Raw genomic sequence first — 18,114 nt, forward strand, 5'->3', positions numbered from 1 at the left:
CGAATTCAAGTTCGAGCGCCCGAATTCAAGTTCGAGCGGCCGAATTCACATTATAAGTAATTACCCGAACCTGATATGACTTAACATTGTCAGAATAGACATGATATGATATTAGTTACGATCGCACAACCGCAATCAAATTAATTTGTAGTGATGACGCTAGTCCTAGTAGTTTTAGGAGGACTTAAGTCCTCACAACAAAGGTGATAACGGTGATTTTTTGCAGGCATGATAGGATGATACTTGAGATAGAGTGGCGCTGTGAGTGAACAAAGGTGCAATTAGATTAAATAAACTCAATGAACGCAACCAATAAAATTAAATTAAGGTACTAGAATTGTGGAAATTAATCAGCTACTCTTCCTATTGATAGATGTTGTGCTATTGGCGATCGCCCTGATCCTTCTAATTCCCGTTGCAGTTCTATTTCTAGAATGCAGTGCAGCTTTCTTCTCCGACTTCGACCCCACAGCGGAAACTAAAGCACCCCGCCCCAAAGTAGCAGTTTTAATTCCCGCTTACAACGAAGCAGCAGGAATTGCCGCCACCATCTCCACCATATTACCGCAGCTAACACCTCAAGACCGCCTGTTAGTGATTGCTGACAACTGTACGGACGCAACGGCAGAAATCGCCCGTAACTCCGGTGCAAGTGCGATCGAGCGCCAAGACACACAACGCAAGGGCAAAGGATACGCACTGGATTTCGGCTTGCAGTCGATCGAATCAGACCCCCCAGAAGTAGTAATCATGGTTGACGCAGACTGCATCTGTCAGCCAGACTCTATAGAAAAATTAGCCCGGGTTGCAGTTGCTGAACAAAGACCGGTGCAAGCAACTTATCTCATGGAACAGCCACCAAATCCTACTCCGAAAGATTCCATTTCTGCTTTAGCATTTCTTGTGAAAAACTTAGTCCGTCCCAGCGGATTAAAAAAGTTAGGATTCCCATCATTACTAACGGGTACTGGCATGGCTTTTCCCTGGTCGATAATTCGATCGGTTTCCCTAGCTAGCAGCAATATTGTTGAAGATATGCAGATGAGTTTGGATTTGGCGATCGCCGGACACCCAACAGTATTCTGCCCGGAAGCCAACGTCACCGGGTGTTTGCCACAGCAGCAGCAAGCAGCTAAAAGTCAAAGAACCAGATGGGAACACGGTCACATACAGACATTGTTAACTCAAACTCCCCGGCTGACAGCAGCTTCAGTCGAGCAAAAACGTTTTGACTTATTGGCGATCGCCCTCGACTTATCCGTCCCACCCCTATCGCTGTTAGTAGCTATCTGGCTAGCTGCTTTTGCCGCCTCCTTACTAGCAGTAACCATCGGAACATCGCTGATTCCTGCGATATTGTTAGCTGTACAAGGACTGCTAATTTTAGTTTCAATTGTCAGCGCCTGGGCCAAATTCGGGCGTGCCGATATTTCCGGTTCAACCCTTTTATCTGTACCTTTTTACATCCTTTGGAAAATCCCTTTGTATCTAGGTTTTATCCTGAAGCGGCAAACTAAATGGGTGCGGACAGAACGCGATGTTTAGTATTTGTAGAGTGAGTCATTCAGATACTTGACGCAACTCTACAATCTCGTTTCTGCAGCATATTTAATAAACTGGTGCGGACAAAACGCCATGTTTAATCGGAACTTCCCCCAGGGGGTAAGTTCCGATTAAGAAACGCCCAAAGTAAAAACACAAAATAAACACAAAAAATCTGAAGCTGGAAAATTCCAACTTCAGACTTTTACTAACTCCCCGGGTAGGATTTGAACCTACGACCAATCGGTTACACTTATCCCAACGTTTCCGAAGGGGGCGGACTATTTCATCATCCCTACAAATCATGTTTGTGATCTGTCGTCGGATGTCAGGCGCTATGAGATTTATTGGTTAGGCTCCTCATCTCTAGTCTCTGCACCTTTCCGGCTACTTGTGGTTTAAACCACGGCCTTTCGCCAGACTTGGCTCAAGATTGCCGCCACCCGAAGTGCTGCGGTTTCCTTGAATTCACCCGATTTTTCAGTACCCGTTACCGGATAGAGCTGCTATGTCACTAGGGCTTTTGGTTGATGCCAAAGGCTTGCATTCATTACAGCCGACCGCTCTGCCACTGAGCTACCGAGGATTGGGAGTTTTTGTTACCCACATTTACTAACAATAGCTGAACTTACTCGATTTGGCAAGGCCTTTGAGAAACTTTTTTTTTATCAGACAGCGAGCGGGTTTCAGCAGCTAATGCAGCCCCATTCTCAACTTGGCGAGGCGCTGCTGGGATTCTGGATCGAGGGAACTGGCGAGAAAGCGACTGGAATTTTGTTTGCGGGATTTGTGTCGCCGCTCGCTGCGGCGGGCGGTGGATTCTACGTCAGCCGCTAGTTGTTCGGCGGACATCCATTCGGCACCGTAGCCGACTACGGTCAATTGCTGCGCTCGATCTGAGGTGGCGACAATCATGCGGCCTTTGCCTTTGACCGATCGCAACTCATAGCGCAAACTAGCACAAGATTTTTCAATATAAGTATCTGCTGTCTGACCGAAGTCAGTGTAGTGCACTGATAAATTTTTAGTAATAATTTCTTTAACGCCGGGAGTATCTCGATAGTGCGCGTCAAACACCAGCCTGGCCTCAAAATCTTGAACGGCGCTGTAGTTAACTAAAACCTCTATTAACTCGCGGCGAGCGGTTTCGAGTTCATCGCGATCGCGCTTCTCTCGGAGTCGAGGCCAAAGTCCAATTATGTTATAGCCGTCTACAAGTAAAACTGCTTGTGATACATAGAGTGACATGGTTCAAGGCTGAAGAGCTCCAGCACGTATAGGACATTATTTGCATTGTTCATCAAAGCTTTTGTTCAATAATATTACCTATTGATGTGTAATTGCTAGGTTACATCGCAATAATTAAACCCCCCAGACCCAGCTTTACCTGAGTTTTGGGGGGTTAGATTAACGGATAAATTTTCCGGATTATTCGGCCGATTCCAACGATACGGGCGATGGCTTACGCCCCGCTTCGCTACGTACAACTGTCGGCAGGGATATTTTCTCAACAGCAGGAGTACAACCGAGCCACTGCACCGACAACTGGGCAAACTGCTGCGGGGGGCCACTCACGCAAAAACGAGTCGGTAGGGCAGTACCAGGATTCTGCAGCCCCAAAAGCTCCAATTCTCTGGCTGCAGCAGCCACCACCCGTACCGCAGGATCGATCAATGTCACCCCAGCAGGCAAAAGCGAGCGAACCACAGGAGCCAACAACGGATAATGAGTGCAGCCGTAAATCAGCGTATCGATGCGCTGCTGAATCAAAGGAGCCAAATATTCCCTAGCCACCTCACAAGTATAAGGATCGTGAATCCGGTTTTGCTCCACCAGCGGCACAAAAGCCGGACAGCTAACCTGCCACACCAGGCAAGAATCGTCCCTCTCCAAAATCGCATTTCGATAAGCATTGCTAGCAGCCGTAGCAGGAGTTGCGATGACCCCGATCCGCTTGCCTTGCTGCACTGCAGCCTGCGCCCCCGGCAGAATTACTCCCAGCACCGGGATATCAAATTCAGCCTGCACCATCTCCATCGCCAAAGCAGAACTGGTGTTGCAAGCCATAATGACCATTTTCACATCCTGTTCCACCAACCAGGCCATAATTTCGCGGACAAACTCCACAATTTCTGACGGCGTGCGAGTGCCGTAAGGCAGCCTCGCCGTATCTCCAAAATAAAGTATCGATTCGTTGGGCAATTGTCGGTACAACTGGGTCAAAACAGTCAAACCGCCCACGCCGCTGTCAAAAATACCGATTCTTTGTTGTCCAGAGTCTGTTGTCATTTGTTAATAGTTAGTTATCTGTTGGCAGTTGTCAGGAAAGCTGTTGTCAGTTGACATGAAAGCAATTGGCAGTTGTCCGATGCCCGATGCCCGATGCCCGATGCCCGATGCCCGATGCCCGATGCCCACTGCCTATTATCTTTGTTGAAGATAAAACACAATGCCGCGAGCGATCGAAGCCGCCATTTGACTGCGGTAAGCTGGGTCAGAAAGCCTAGCAGCATCCTCAGCACCCGTCACAAAACCCACCTCCAGCAAAACAGAAGGCATAGAAGTCTTCCTCAAAACATAAAATCGCGCCTGCCGCACTCGGCGGTCACTCGCCCCCGTCCCCTCCAAAATACTGGCGTGAATCACCCTCGCCAAATCTTGGCCGTTATTGAAATAATAAGTCTCAATCCCACTGATATCGGGCCGACTCATATTAATCGCATTAGCGTGAATGCTGACAAACAAACTAGCATTCACCCGGTCCGCCAAAGAAACTCGGGGTTCCAGGTCGATTTCCCTGTCGTCAGTCCGAGTCATCACCGCCTGGACTCCTTGCTGTTCCAGCAGCCTCGCCACCTGAAGCGAGATATCCAAAACAATCTCCTTTTCCTGAATGCCCTGAATCCCGACTGCCCCCGGATCGCGGCCACCGTGACCAGGATCGATCACTACTACGGCGCGGCGGTTTGAAGCTTGGGGCAACTCATCGGTTCCGAAAGTCCTTCTCGGCAAAGGCTGCTGCTGGCTGGGAGTGCGAGTGAAAGGCTGCTGCGCGCTAGCATTTGATCGCAACTGCAAAGACAGCAACTGCGGGTTTGGTCTCGTCACCCTACCTACCTCTACCCCCGATCGCGGCTGCACCCAAATCACCACAGTCTCCGCATCTTCTTGGCTGGCTGTAAACGATACAGGACTGTTGGCATCGAGCTGAGGAATTTCCCCCGTTAGGACACCAGAAGCGATCCTGATCCAGTAAGATCTCGACCCCTGGTCCCAGCCGCTGGTATAGGAGACTTGGCGGTCAGTTCTCACCACCAGTTGCGTGCCGTTACTGGCCAAATCAATTGACTGAACTCTCGCTAAATTTCCTTGAGCTTGTCTAGCCGGAGGATCTACAGTCAGGCGGCGGGGAACCGAGGGCTGTCGTACTACACTTCCAGGCAATAGCACAACCCCGCCCAAATTGCTCACTGACGCCCGCCACTGAGTATTAGGACTCTTCATCCGCAAAGTCACGCGGGTAACGGGCGGGTCTGTTGGCAGTTGCCGGACTTCAATCTTGTCAACCCCGTGCTGACCGTTCGTTTGAGGCTGTTGGCTGCTTAGGCTTGGAGCTAAACTCGCTCCCTCAATATCGAGGGTGGCAATGTCCCCAGCCCGACTTTGTTGAAAATTAATTTGGGGGCGACCGCCCTCCGTGCGGACTAAAAAACCGTCCGCCGTCACCTGAACGTTCTGAACTACAGTCGCCTCGGCCGACTGGGCTTGGGGTGCTGAAGATTCAACCGATAACCTTTCTCCCCCCGGCTCTGAAATCGGATTTTGAGTTTCTCCCCGCACCGGCGTTGGCAAATCCACTGTCCACTCGCTCGGAGAAATCCCCCGGAATTTTACTTGCTGAGGGTCTATACTAAACCCGTCTCTGATCTCGACCACAATTCTGGTCGTATCGTTGTCAAACTGCCCTACCCGCACCGATTCGATCGCCCCTGAGAGCGGTCTGCTGACCGATGGACGACCCAGACTCGTCCCCGGCAAGTCGATTACCAACCGCATCGGGTTGAAAATCAGTTGAGCCTTGGGTTGTACTCCCCCGTCTGTTGTAATGTAAAGCCGGTTCTCTGAAGCATCAAACCGCCAAGATTGCAGTCTAGCTGCTTCGGCGGCTCCGGCGAGCAAAAATACACTTAAGAAACTCGGTAGTAGCCAGTGGAATTTCACGACAGTTTTTTCCTCGTTTGCGTTACTGCCAAAAGCTGGAAGGGCGCTGCTTGCCCTCAGAGGCTTTCAGCAGTTAGCCGCCAGCAGACCGGGGGCACGGGAGCCCTCAGTTGTTGGCTAAATTGACTTTTTTATGCGTTAACAGGCTCCCAAATGCCAGATACGGGCATTTTTGAACTTTCCCGTATACTTGGGGGCGATCGGTTATAAGCAGACTGAAAGATTGTTGGCACAAGGGAAGGTATTTATTTTTAGGAGCAAGAAACAAGGTGTTTCTTGAAGCTAGAAGATACAAGTTAGAAGGTACAAGTTAGAAGGTAGAATTTTACCGTTCTTCCAGGGAGGGGTTTCATAGCTCTTTAATGTTGGCGAAGCTCGTTACGGCAAGGGTTATAATCCGCTTTACACTTGCGTTTTGTTCTAACTTTTCCTAAACTACCTCAATAACTTAACAACTTACCTCGGTAACAATCCGGATTTCCAAGATTGAGGTAACTTTTCAAGGTCACCAAATGTTAGTCCCTGACAAACTGACATATTCTTTGAAAAAAGCTTTTTTGCTACTTTTTTGCTAAGAGATTGACAGTTAAATACAACTACATATCGCCCCTGCTCTCTTTTTTTCTGGATTTTTTTAATCAGTGGTTTTCGGTGCTGCTTGACACTTAGTGGGGCGATCGTAATCGCGCCCGCCAATTTTACACTATGATAGCTAGTCCATGTTTTCAGCAGTAACGGGAGAGTTTTGTGTGTTACTTGGGTCGGCAATGCTTTGTACTTTCGACTCTTTTTGAGTGAACGATCGACACCCAGAGCATTGGTTGGTTGACCTGAGAAAAAGTTTTGACCGTAGATATAATAGTTATCGCAGTTGTAAAGTTTGTTGGACAGCAAAGACAATCGATCGGCTTCTGGGTAAAACCTGTGATTTGGTTTAATGACTTGCCTTTCGACTAACTGCATAACTTGGATGTGTACTACCAGTTAGAGAAGATACACTATCTTGGTGATTGTGTCAATCTCTGACCGAAAGCATCCAGGATACAAGCCCTCGGATTCATTCCTTCGCAGACTCAGGACCCAGAAATAAAAAACCTGTATCCGATAAAGAAGCCCTCGAATTGATCCGTGGGGTCAATGCTTCAATTCTAAAATCTAAAATCTAAAATCTAAAATCGATTGACCTTCTAAAAAAATGGCAATCAATAACAGTAGATACATGACATCACAGAAAGACGGAGACTTACTTTCCTGCAGGAGTCGTCCACAGCAAACCAGTGGTTTAGGTTAGCTCAAGCCTGTAGATAGCCGCTGGGGAGTCAATCTCGAAGATCAAATCGACTGACTCTCAAGATAGGGAAGTTTTGTACTATAGCAACTGCCCTGACGGTGAGGACGTTCTTAATTTTTGAAACCTAAGCGGTCGATTGCGCCTTCTTGCAGGACTTCTTTTTACCCGCTTTGCTTCGCCCCTAGAGCTTTCAACATCTGCTATACAATACCACCGGTGCGATCGAGTTATAGCAAATTTATTTTTAATCGGGATCGACACCTGCAAGTTATTTTTTTCCCTAGTAATCCACGGCCCCATGTCTACTCAACAGTGCTGAAATTCGCTCTCGCCCCTAGGTGCAAAATTCCGGCTCATCCAGTTCAAAATTGCTTGATTTACTTGTTCCGGGCATTCATCCTGGGGACAGTGGCCCGCATTGTCTAATTCAACTAGCTCTACATAATTGGGGTTGCATTCGACAAATTGGTGGGGTCTGGCGAACCGAGGGGGAATCATCCGGTCTTGTTTGCCCCAAATTAACAGCATCGGGATTGTTAAATTTCGCATCACAATTTTGACACTGGGGCAAAACTGTGAACTGCCTACAGCTTTAAATAAGGCGCAGAAGGCGCGGGCGGCTCCCCGATCGCCCGCTGGCCCTGCTAGAATTTCCACTAATTCGTCGGTAACAGCTTCGGGGTTGGAGTAGGCAAAGCCAACCCAGCGACGGACAAAGGAAGGCTTGCGGGCCAAATAAAACAGAGGCCTGAGTACGATCGGAGAAACAAACAAACTTTCAACCGTTTCGATCGCCGGAAGCAGCCATCCGGGCACCGCCTCGGCTCGCACAGAGGGGTCTGGGAGGCTAATCATCACCGTGCCGGCCACCATGTCCGGGTGAGCCGCGGCTACGGCCAGACAAATTAGTGAGCCGATCGAGTTTCCTGCCAATATTACTGGCTCTCTGATAAAAGTTAGCCAAAAATCATAAACTTGATCAACCCACAGAGACACAGAGTAGTTGACCGGAGCTTTTTGGGAAGCGCCAAATCCTAACAAATCCAAGGCGTAAACCGTTTGGTTTTCGGCGAGTTGGGCGAGATTTTGTCGCCAGTGACCGATCGAAGCTCCAAACCCGTGCAGTAAAATAATCGGCGTTCCCGATGCGCGCGGGGCTATTGGTTTGGCCACAGAATCTTGAAATTCCGGCGCGCCTTGATTTCGTACCCCATCAGGCCGCAAATAAGTGTAGCGAGTTTGCCAACCCCGCCACATCCAGTCTCGTTGAGTTCCCACCCGTTGGTGCCACAGCAGAGAATTTGTCAATTTTGCCTCAACTCGCAACATAAATTTACACTTGCTTATACCTATTCTACAAGGCAAATCAGGCGACTTGGGGGACTTGCCAGACCGGGCGAGATGGGCTAGGAAAAGCGACTTTACCTCATCCTTAAGCTTTTAGCCGGAATTTTTGACGGTTTTGTCATCAATCGGGCAAGGGAGGGGGCGATCGTGTGTGAAGTTAAAATAAAACTAGGCAGAAACTCAGCCAGACTGAGTAGAATAGCAAGTATTGTAAGAATTCATTTACGATCGTCCAAATATTCCCCAAGGCTTTAGCGCAGGGGACACAGGGCGCGGTAGTACGTCCGGTAAGGGTAACACCTTATAAAACAGTTCGATCGTCAATCGTGAAAAATTGACCGATGAAACCTGTAACTATCAAAAAGCTTCGCTATTAAACTACTGCTTGTAAAACCATTCATGCCTGTGATTGAAAGAAGACAAAATCGCAACCTACCCCAGATCAACGAAAATATTCGATACCCCAAAATCCGGGTAATCGATACTGACGGCGCGCAACTAGGGATATTGACGCCTGCAGAAGCGCTGCGCCTGGCAGAAGAAAAAGAACTCGATCTCGTACTTGTCAGCGACAAAGCTGACCCGCCCGTATGCCGGGTAATGGACTATGGGAAGTACAAATTCGAGCAGGAAAAGAAAGCGCGAGAAGCAAAGCGGAAGCAGCACACTGCCGATGTTAAAGAAGTGAAGATGCGCTACAAAATTGAAGAACACGACTACCAAGTGCGCCTCAAACTAGCAGACCGCTTTATCAAATCTGGGGACAAAGTAAAAGCCACGATCATGTTCAGAGGTCGGGAAATCCAACACAGCAACCTAGCAGAGGACTTGCTTAAGCGCATGGCCACAGATTTGCAGGAAATCGCAGAAGTGCAGCAAGCGCCGAAAAAAGAAGGACGCAGTATGATGATGCTGCTGTCGCCGAAAAAAGTATAAATAGATAGTCATTAGTGAGCAGTCATCAGTCATAAACTGGTGACTGATAGCTGATGACTTCTGAAGTTAGTCAGGAATAAGCTACCACACAGGGAAATCAACGCTGCATGGAAAATTTTCAAATCAGCGGTTCGGCGGGAGTAAGACAAGGAGTGCTACGATCGCTCAACCTGCGATCGGAAGAAGTAGAGCGAACCGTACTGATGTTCCTCGTCTACACTCTAACCTCCGTCGGGCTGATCTGGCTGGAACTCAGCACAGTAGGTCTGTTTTTAGACGAGTACGGTGCCGACAAAATGCCTTTTATCTACATAGCCAGCGCCTTTATCGGTTCTGGCTTGGGATTTGTCTACTCGTGGCTGCAAAAAATCCTGCCGCTGAGGCGCACCGTCGTAGTGGTTCTGGGCATGATGTCGGTACCGCTATTTTTGTTTCGATTCGGAATAGGCTACGAAAATACTAAGATAGCTGGCATCAGCATCGCTTTTATTACTATTTTTTTGATGTGGCTGTGGGTGGAAGCTTGCTATGTCCTCAATGACCTTAATACTTCTATCACTTCCAACCAACTGTTTAATATTAGAGAAATCAAGCGCACCTATCCGCTAGTCAGTAGCGGCTATCTAGTAGCTGGAGTAGTCAGCGGATTTTCTCTGCCTGTTTTGCTGTACGTAGTCGGACTCAAAAACGTTACCCTCATATCGGGGCTGATGGTGGCGACAGGCTCGGTGTTGCTCTACTACCTCACGGAAAAATACAGCCAAGCATTCCCGGAAACTGCTCACTGGACGGATGACGACGAAGACGACGACCAAGAAGAATTTACCGCCCGCAAAGTTACAGGCCCACTTCAAAAATACGCCGTACCTCTAGTCAGTTTCTTCATCCTCGCAGAAGTCGTCTACGTGCTGGTAGATTTCCAATTCTACAGCCAGCTAGAATACCAAAACCCGGGGGACGGAGCTAGCTGGATCGCTAGCTTCCTGGGCATTTATGAAGGCATACAAGGCCTGTTTCAAGTGGCGACTCAGTGGTTCGCTTCGAGCCGGTTGGTGGAAAGAATCGGTGTATTCGTGACGGCGATGATTTTGCCGGCGGGCATCGCTATACTAGGGGTGCTGACCATAGGAGCATCTCTGGGCCAGCTAGTATCTGTGTTTATCGGGCTAATATTGCTGAGATTTTTAGACGAACTGCTGCACTACACGCTTTTGGAAACCGTTAGCCCGGTTTTATTTCAACCGATTCCCGACAATATTCGATCGGGCATTCAAACTCTGGTCAACGGTGTGGGCGAACCTTTGTCCTGCGGGGCTACAGGAGTAGGCATCCTGATTATGCTGTGGGTGACAGGCAAGATACTCCCCCAGCAAGACGAAAATGTATTTCACGACCAGCAAAGCTTGATATTTATTGGCGTGATCGTCATATTGGCACTGTTGTGGGTGTTTGTCGTATGGTTGATCCGCTCTCAATACGTGGGTTTGTTGGTCAAAAGTGCGGAGCGGGGGCGCTTGGGCGTTACAGACGTTGACCTCAAAGCTCTCAAGCGCGCAGTGGTGGAAACTCTACAAAAGCCGGGGGGCGAAGATGAAAAGCGCTCTTGCATAGAACTCCTGACGCAAATTGACCCCAAAAATGTCGGAGAAGTTCTGGCTCCCCTCCTCGATTCGCTGTCCCCAGGTTTGCAGCGCCAGAGCTTGGAAACGATGCTGCAACACCCGAACCCCGCATATTTAGAATCAGTCCGCGCACTCTCGCAGCAATCCTTGTCGCCGGAGGTTCTGGCCTTGGCTTTGCGCTACATCTGGCTGACGGAAGCTGAACCGAATATTGAGAGCTTGAGGCCTTACTTGCAGCCGACGGTTGATCCGGTGGTGCGGGGGACGGCGGCTGCTTTAATTATGAGAAGGGGCGATCGCCTGCAAAAGGCAGAGGCTACTAACACGCTGCGGCAAATGCTGACACACAAGCAAGAGCGGGAACGTGTTATGGGGACGCGGGCTCTGGGAGAAGCTGATTATTTGCAAGGACTGCGGCTGCATATCCCCAATCTGTTGCAAGATGAATCTCTGCGAGTGCGCTGCGCTCTGTTAGACGTGATTTCGTCTACTCATTCGGAAGAATATTATCCTTCGCTGCTGCGCGGACTTGGTTACAAATCGACTAGGGAAGCGGCTTTGCAAGCTATAGTCAAACTTCACAACGACGCCATTCCTTTGCTCGTGTATTTGGCTGAGGATATCCACAAGTCGGATTTGGTCAGGTTGCAAGCTTGGACGGCTCTGGGTCAAATTGGGACTCCGGAGGCGATCGACATTTTGGTCAGCAATTTGATGACGGCTTGGGGAACGACGAGGCGCAATATCCTCCGCATCCTGTTGAAAATGCCTTCGGAAGCTGGGATAGAAGGGGTTCTAGACCGCATCGGCCGTAGCGGCTTGGAAACTCTTATCGAACAGGAGTTAATGTTTATCGGTCAAATTTATGCAGGTCTGGTAGATTTGTCTGGGGTAACAAGCTACGGCAATTTCTCAGAGCGAGAGGCTAACAGCGCTCGGAAACCTGGGAACGATACGGCTCAATTGTTGCAGCGGGCTCTGGCGGGGTTGGAAGCTGATGCTAGGGAGCGGTGTTTTTTGCTGATGAAGTTTCTTTATCCGCTGGACACGGTACAAGCCGCTGCTTTCAACATCGCTTCTGGCCAACCTTCTTTGGTTGCTAGGGGATTGGAAATTCTCGATAATACTGTGGATATAGCTAGGAAGCGATCGCTCATCAATTTGTTAGATCAACACTCGGAAAGAGAAAAATTGAGCAACCTCTCGGAATTGATGGTTTACAAACCTCTAGCCCCTAGCGATCGTTTGCGCCGCTTGCTAGAATTGCGCCACTTCCTTTCGGATTGGGCTTTGGCCTGCTGCTTTCACTTGGCGAGGGAAGCGCGCTGGAGTCTTACGGCTCAACAAACTCTCGTCTGTCTGCAACACCCGACGGGTTTTGTCCGCGAAGCAGTGTTAGCCTATTTGAAAATAGCCTCGCCCCGGGCTTTGGTCGAATTGTTGCCCAGGCTGCAAAATGACCCCGATAATTTGGTATCCGCTCAAGTTGAAGAGATGATGGCAGAGTTGGGTGCTGGGGGAAAAAGGTAACATTAGTCAGTTGTCAGTTGGCAGTTGTTATTGTCAGTCAACCGTTAACCGTTAACCGTCAACCGTTTTTATTCCCCTTCTCCTTCCCCTTTTTAAGTTTAAATTAATCACTGCATCTCATTATGTTAACAAGCGTCGAACGCCTATTGTTTGTGAGGGAGGTTCCGATTTTTAAGGAACTGCGGGATGATTTTCTCGTGCGTCTAGCATCGGTAATGGATGAACTTTCGTTTCCTTCCAAGCACAGGATTTTTACGGAAGGACAAGAAGGTCGGTCTCTCTATATTTTGGTATCTGGAACGGTGCGGGTGCATATAGGCGATCGGGATTTGGCACAGTTGAAAGCAGGGGCTTGTTTCGGGGAAATGTCGCTGTTTGATGCAGAACCTCGATCGGCTTCTATTTCTACTCTCGAACAATCCGAGTGTTTGATGCTGACTCAAATGCAGCTATACGATGCGATTGATGAAACGCCGGGAATTGCGGTGAATATTATTCGCTTGCTGTCGCGCCGGATTCGGGAGTTGAATCAAAAGTTGAATGCTAAAGAGGCAATTATGCCTCCTACAGAGACTGTGAGAGTTCCTGAAATGCGATGAAATTGAGGAATTGAGAATTGTGTTTTTAGTCGATCGGTAATTCGGCACAATTTATATTTTGTAAGATGCCAATAGCGCACGATTTCTCTGGCTAGTGTCCGCTATTGGCACCTTACGAATAACCAGGGTAAACGCATCTAAATTAATTTGATAACAAGGTGAATTTGTGCATAACTAAATAGGACTTGCTGAATAATTGATCGCTTTTTGGCGATGGGGAGTGATTGATTATTCAACCAGAGTTAAAGATGAGTTTTTACTGCCTCATTTTGAGTAAAATATAAGCGCAAATTATGTTAAACCCAAAAACAGGCATTGTTTTCCCCGAACCGCATAAAAATCTACAAAAAACCGGGCGCCACCAGGTAGAAAGGTTCATTACTAAAAAAATGATAGCAATAGCTGTACTAGAGGTATTCTCAAGTTTTTTCATTACCAGAGTCAGGCTAAATCTTCGTTTACGCAAGCCCCAAATTTTCCTTCAATTGCCGGACGAATCCTCTCCTCTTCCTTTGCTTGCTTCTTTTTTTCTTTACTCACATTGGCTGGAGATATTTCTAGAGGTGGTTCACTGATTCTAATTCCTTTTTCTTTACACCAAGCTCGGTTTTCTCGCTTTACGATAAATCCGCTCTGCATGAACGGACTTACCGATAATATCCTGTGAAGCTATAATAAGCTTGTACTGATGCTTTCAAGTCTCCTGATTCCTTAAAATTATCCCAGCTCATCCGGTCTAAAAATACATATCCTTCAAATTAAGATTTAATTTAATCGCTGGTATTTATAATTATGAACTTTCTTTAAAGACTAAATTAGATATCGCCTGAGACTTTCGCAAGAGGTCTCATGATACTCTCATCAAAAAAAATGTAACTATAGACAAGCACCAAACCCGAATCTTTATCAGTCATAGCCAATCTCAAATCTCAAATCTCAAATCTCAAATGGCATGACTATCGCCAATAAGGCCGGCCCTTCCAAAAAACTCCCACAGTAACTCCGATTAGTGCAGCTTCCGATAAACTTGCTAATAAAGGAGGGATGGGTAGGAATGACTTTAACACCAAACCCAAGAGCACGCAGAAAACTAAAACCCACAAACTAATTCGGTTGAGCAAAAATTGTTGTTGCCAATACTCTAAAAAGTACACTGCTAAAGCTCCCATTCCCAGTGCACCAACGAAAGGTATCAATGTCCCGAGGGATGGGCCGTAAAGAAGCGTCACGACGTTGCGGATTGGCCGCGATTGCGTGAAACCCCAGGCTAAAAATAACTCCAATCCAACCACGATGCAGTTGACGAGGGCGGCAATTTGCAGCATTTCTCGCCAAGGTAAAAGTTTTAAGCGCCGCAGAAAATTACTCACGATCGGCAGATTAGGTAGGTTGCTTTGATTTTATAACAGTTTTGCCCTGGCGATCGACCTTTGATGACAATTTGTGAAGTAAAATAAAGATATAGAGCAGTCTCTTGACAAATTCACCCAGAGTACCTGCCTATTAGTTGTTGGAACCGTGAAAGGAAAAAAGTTATGGTGGAAAACACTGTCGATTGTGCTGTAGCTTGCGTCAATGGCTGCGTTCTGGGCGACAAGTGCCCGAAGCGGGAATACGCAGAAGCAACGTCCAACTTTATTGAAAATACTTCTCTGGATAAAATGCTAGAAATAGCAGAGGAAGCGGTGAGAAGGAAACGGACGGAACCCCCCAAATGGATAATTCCTGATTTTCCCGAATAGAATTAACATCCACATTAAAAAGCGATCGCCCGTTGCAAAATGGCGATCGCTTTTTGTATTCCCAATGAAATAGCCGATCGTAATCCATATATTTCCTGGGATAGAAGCTTTGAGCTTAAATAGCAATTATGATGCCACTTAATGACACCCATTGGCAATAACTAAAAATAATTCAGCTCAAGTGAAATTCGGACATTTTTAATTTAATTGAGTTCAAAAACAAACAGGAGCAAGTCTCGTGGCACAGCAAAAGGAACGCAAGGCAAAAACAACAATAGATGGTGATAATTTGGGCGAATTGCCTCAAGAAATTACCGAATCTTACGGTACCGGCGTCATCGCTCAACCGGGATTGAGCCAAGACGACATAACAACCCTGCAGGACATCAGTTCGGAATACTCTTCCACCAGTTCCCAAATCGGCAGCGAGGATGGCGATCCTGCTGCGGAACAAGAAAGTGCCACTGGCGAACAATCGGTGGGCGGAACCGCGCCTACTCCCGACCTGGATATTGTTGACGAGCTCGGAGCCGCGGCGGGCATAGAAATGCCAGATGGCGCTATTTTGCACACAACAGATATGCTTGAACATCGAGATGAAAATCGGTGGGAATTAGACCCGAGTTCTGCGGAAGATTATCAGGAACGACCGGATTTTTAGGTCTATGTGGTACAAAAAAAATAGGTAGTATAATAGGAGCGGGTTCACCAGTATCCATACTTCATATCCGAAGTATTTGTAAATCCGCGCCTCCTCACTTTTGCTTTTGCAACACATATCCAACTCCCCGAAAAGTATGCAGTAGGCGTTTTGAGTTACTTGCTTCTAACTTAATCCGTAACGCACGAATATACACTTCAATAATGTTTGACTATCCCATAAAATCGTAACCCCAAACTTTTTCTAAAATTCGGTTACGGGTAACGACTTGACGGGAATTTTGTAGCATAAATTCTAACAAATCAAACTCTTTGGCAGTGAGTTCAATTAGTTGACTGCCTCGATAAACTTCACGGGTTAAACCGTTCAATATTAGGTCTTCAAATTGTAAATTACCCGGGTCATTTGCTTGAGTTTGGCGCCGAGGGGCTTTGACTCTCGCTAGGAGTTCTTCAATACTGAAAGGCTAGTAAAATATAGGCTCAAAGTGATGCAGGGAATTAGTGGCTAACCGGCACTGACTTTACCGCCAGCAGTTTTCATTTCCCTGAGAACAAGGTAATTGTAATTCCTCCCTTGCGTAATTGAGAAAGCTGTACCTCACCCAACTGACAACTGCTATATCTTCTTATTGCTCAACATCTCCGGTGAATTACCCCTCATAAAGTGTGTTTGTAGTCAGGACTTTAGCCCTCTATATGCGGGTGAATAATCACTATTAGTCCTGACTACAAACTTACTGTGCTTAGATCACCGGGTATGATATTATGTATCGCAAAAACCGGGTTGATGAAGCCAACCCTCCTTAACAAAAAGGTGCTGTATGGAATTTAAAGATTTTCTGGCTTTGCTGCATCCTATTTTAGCTGTAGCGATTGTTTTTCCTATGCTTGGTATTGTTCTCAATATGGCGTGGCAAACCATGCAGCGTCGCAAGCAAATTGCGATCGACACCAAGAGCAAAATTCCACCTGTAGTCGGTCCAGAACACGTCAAAGCAGGTCGAATTCTGTCAGGTTCTGTGGTAGGAGTGACGTTGGTGGGTCTAGCCTACCCGATTTTTGAGCATATTTTGAGCAAGGATGTTTGGAGCAAAAACTCGTTTCAGGTCATTTTCATTGTGCTGATGTTTGTTGCAACGATCGCCTCTTTGGTCATGCTATATCGAGCGACACCCGCTTTATGGCGCGGCATATTTGCAACGCTAACAGGTACTGGTTTGGTGATTCTTGGCACTCAAGATGGCGTTTATCGGCGAACCAATGAATGGTATTGGTCTCACTACTACATTGGGATCGCCGCTGCGCTAATTATGGTTTTCTCCCTTGCCATCATTCAAGACATTTACAAAGACCGCTCAAATCGCTGGCGCACTATCCATGTGATATTGAACTCGATCGCTGTGCTGCTCTTTCTGGGACAGGGAATGACCGGAACCAGGGATTTATTAGAAATTCCTTTGAACTGGCAGAAACCCTATATTTATACCTGTGATTTCGCCAATAAGACCTGCCCAAAGTCGTGAGCGATGACCTTATCGATATTCAAGTCTAAAATTAGTAGAAATTAGAGAGGGCGGGACACCCCACAAGGAATTTCATGTATTGTGGAACAGGCATCTTGCCTGTTTTTGAGATTTTATGTATTGTGGAGCAGGCATCTTGCCTGTTCTTGAGACGAGAATGTTGCAATATCTGGGTCACTACCAATCAGTCACCAATCTTAATCATTGCGAGTCAAACCCTGAAGGCTAACTTGCAAAATCGACAAACCCAAAATCAGCAAAAACAAAACCAGCCCGATCGTACAAGCATAGCCAATTTCCAAATCCTTAAAAGCCCGTTCGTAAAGATAATAAACAACAGTCTTAGAACTATTTCGCGGCCCGCCCTGAGTCATAATATAAACTTCTTCAAAAACCTTAGTAGCAGAAATCGCCGAAATCACGGCTACCAAAACTAAATAAGGCTTCATCAGCGGCACAGTAATATCCCAGTGCTTTCCCAAACCATCAGAACCGTCAATAGCAGCCGCCTCATAAAGTTCTGCAGGAATAGCTTGCAGCCCTGCCAAATAAATCACCATGTAATAACCCAATCCTTTCCAGATAGTAACCGCCATGACGCTAAAGATTGCTAACTTCGGATTAGCCAGCCAAGAAACAGGAGGCAAACCCAACAATTCCCCCAACTGATTCAGCAGTCCAGTCTCAGCAAACAGCCACTTCCAAGCAATCCCGGCGACAACCATTGAAATCACCGCCGGCGTGTAGTATGCTGCTCGAAACCAGTTCATCCCCTTAAGTTTTTGGTTGCACAAAATCGCCATTCCCAACGGTAGAACAACCAATACAGGCACAACGCAGGTGAGATACAGCAGCGTATTCGTCAAAGTTTGCCAGAATGTGCGATCGCCCCACAACCTGTTAAAATTCTTCAAACCCACCCACTGCGGCATTTGAGTTAAATCATATTCGTAATTAGTAAAACTCAAATAAAAAGCTTGCACCGCAGGCCACAAAACAGTCAAACTCAAAATAAATAACGCAGGTAGCAAAAACAAATAAGGCGTCAAGGAGCGTCGGGAAAAAGTCACAGACATAGTAATTAGTAATTGGTAACTT

At 47.1% G+C, this 18,114-nt stretch carries 13 protein-coding genes and 2 pseudogenes; 7 read left to right on the plus strand and 8 right to left on the minus strand.

Annotation, left to right across the window (positions count from 1 at the left end):
- Positions 1-339: 339 nt before the first annotated feature.
- A complete protein-coding gene (locus QUA34_RS19990) occupies positions 340-1,545 on the plus strand; it encodes a glycosyltransferase (protein WP_333326133.1) in 1,206 nt (401 codons plus the stop codon).
- Between the two features lie 690 nt (positions 1,546-2,235).
- Here QUA34_RS19990 and QUA34_RS19995 read toward each other — a convergent pair.
- From QUA34_RS19995 to QUA34_RS20010, 4 genes are all read right to left on the minus strand, one after another.
- Positions 2,236-2,790, minus strand: a complete 555-nt coding sequence (locus QUA34_RS19995; RefSeq protein WP_015176151.1) for an NYN domain-containing protein — start codon at positions 2,788-2,790, stop codon at positions 2,236-2,238.
- 180 nt (positions 2,791-2,970) lie between these two features.
- The gene (murI, locus tag QUA34_RS20000) at positions 2,971-3,831 is read right to left on the minus strand and encodes a glutamate racemase (RefSeq protein WP_333389015.1); all 861 of its coding nucleotides are present in this window, start codon (positions 3,829-3,831) and stop codon (positions 2,971-2,973) included.
- Between the two features lie 135 nt (positions 3,832-3,966).
- Positions 3,967-5,763, minus strand: coding sequence for an N-acetylmuramoyl-L-alanine amidase (locus QUA34_RS20005; RefSeq protein ID WP_333326137.1), 1,797 nt, complete (start codon positions 5,761-5,763; stop codon positions 3,967-3,969).
- Positions 5,764-7,360: 1,597 nt separating this feature from the next.
- Entirely contained in the window at positions 7,361-8,383 is a 1,023-nt protein-coding gene (locus QUA34_RS20010; protein WP_333389016.1) for an alpha/beta fold hydrolase, read from the minus strand.
- A gap of 417 nt (positions 8,384-8,800) precedes the next feature.
- On the opposite strand from QUA34_RS20010, the gene infC reads away from it, so the two are divergent.
- From infC to QUA34_RS20025, 3 genes are all read left to right on the plus strand, one after another.
- A complete protein-coding gene (gene infC, locus QUA34_RS20015) occupies positions 8,801-9,337 on the plus strand; it encodes a translation initiation factor IF-3 (RefSeq protein ID WP_006635262.1) in 537 nt (178 codons plus the stop codon).
- A gap of 107 nt (positions 9,338-9,444) precedes the next feature.
- Positions 9,445-12,489 carry a HEAT repeat domain-containing protein gene (locus QUA34_RS20020; protein WP_333389017.1) on the plus strand — a complete coding sequence of 1,015 codons (3,045 nt, stop codon included), beginning with the start codon at positions 9,445-9,447 and terminating at the stop codon, positions 12,487-12,489.
- Positions 12,490-12,611: 122 nt separating this feature from the next.
- Positions 12,612-13,088 carry a Crp/Fnr family transcriptional regulator gene (locus tag QUA34_RS20025; protein ID WP_015176146.1) on the plus strand — a complete coding sequence of 159 codons (477 nt, stop codon included), beginning with the start codon at positions 12,612-12,614 and terminating at the stop codon, positions 13,086-13,088.
- Between the two features lie 256 nt (positions 13,089-13,344).
- On the opposite strand, the pseudogene QUA34_RS20030 reads toward QUA34_RS20025, so the two are convergent.
- Both QUA34_RS20030 and QUA34_RS20035 read right to left on the minus strand, forming a co-directional pair.
- Positions 13,345-13,843: pseudogene (locus QUA34_RS20030) on the minus strand (transposase); the annotation flags it as partial.
- Positions 13,844-14,044: 201 nt separating this feature from the next.
- Positions 14,045-14,458 (minus strand): peptide chain release factor 1, encoded by a 414-nt coding sequence (locus tag QUA34_RS20035; protein ID WP_333389018.1) that lies wholly within the window; start codon positions 14,456-14,458, stop codon positions 14,045-14,047.
- A 165-nt stretch (positions 14,459-14,623) separates the two neighbouring features.
- On the opposite strand from QUA34_RS20035, the gene QUA34_RS20040 reads away from it, so the two are divergent.
- Both QUA34_RS20040 and QUA34_RS20045 read left to right on the plus strand, forming a co-directional pair.
- Positions 14,624-14,830 (plus strand): hypothetical protein, encoded by a 207-nt coding sequence (locus QUA34_RS20040; protein WP_190740439.1) that lies wholly within the window; start codon positions 14,624-14,626, stop codon positions 14,828-14,830.
- A gap of 238 nt (positions 14,831-15,068) precedes the next feature.
- Entirely contained in the window at positions 15,069-15,491 is a 423-nt protein-coding gene (locus tag QUA34_RS20045; RefSeq protein WP_333389019.1) for a DUF6335 family protein, read from the plus strand.
- A 94-nt stretch (positions 15,492-15,585) separates the two neighbouring features.
- On the opposite strand, the pseudogene QUA34_RS20050 reads toward QUA34_RS20045, so the two are convergent.
- Positions 15,586-15,861: pseudogene (locus QUA34_RS20050) on the minus strand (winged helix-turn-helix domain-containing protein).
- 453 nt (positions 15,862-16,314) lie between these two features.
- Between QUA34_RS20050 and QUA34_RS20055 the strand changes: the two are divergent.
- Complete coding sequence (locus tag QUA34_RS20055; RefSeq protein WP_333326153.1) at positions 16,315-17,016, plus strand: DUF4079 domain-containing protein; 702 nt, start codon at positions 16,315-16,317, stop codon at positions 17,014-17,016.
- A gap of 197 nt (positions 17,017-17,213) precedes the next feature.
- Here the strand turns inward: QUA34_RS20055 and QUA34_RS20060 are convergent, their stop codons facing one another.
- Positions 17,214-18,092, minus strand: a complete 879-nt coding sequence (locus QUA34_RS20060; RefSeq protein WP_333068427.1) for a sugar ABC transporter permease — start codon at positions 18,090-18,092, stop codon at positions 17,214-17,216.
- Positions 18,093-18,114: the final 22 nt, after the last annotated feature.

It is taken from the genome of Microcoleus sp. POL10_C6 (genome assembly GCF_036701585.1).
Taxonomy (GTDB): Bacteria; Cyanobacteriota; Cyanobacteriia; order Cyanobacteriales; family Microcoleaceae; genus Microcoleus.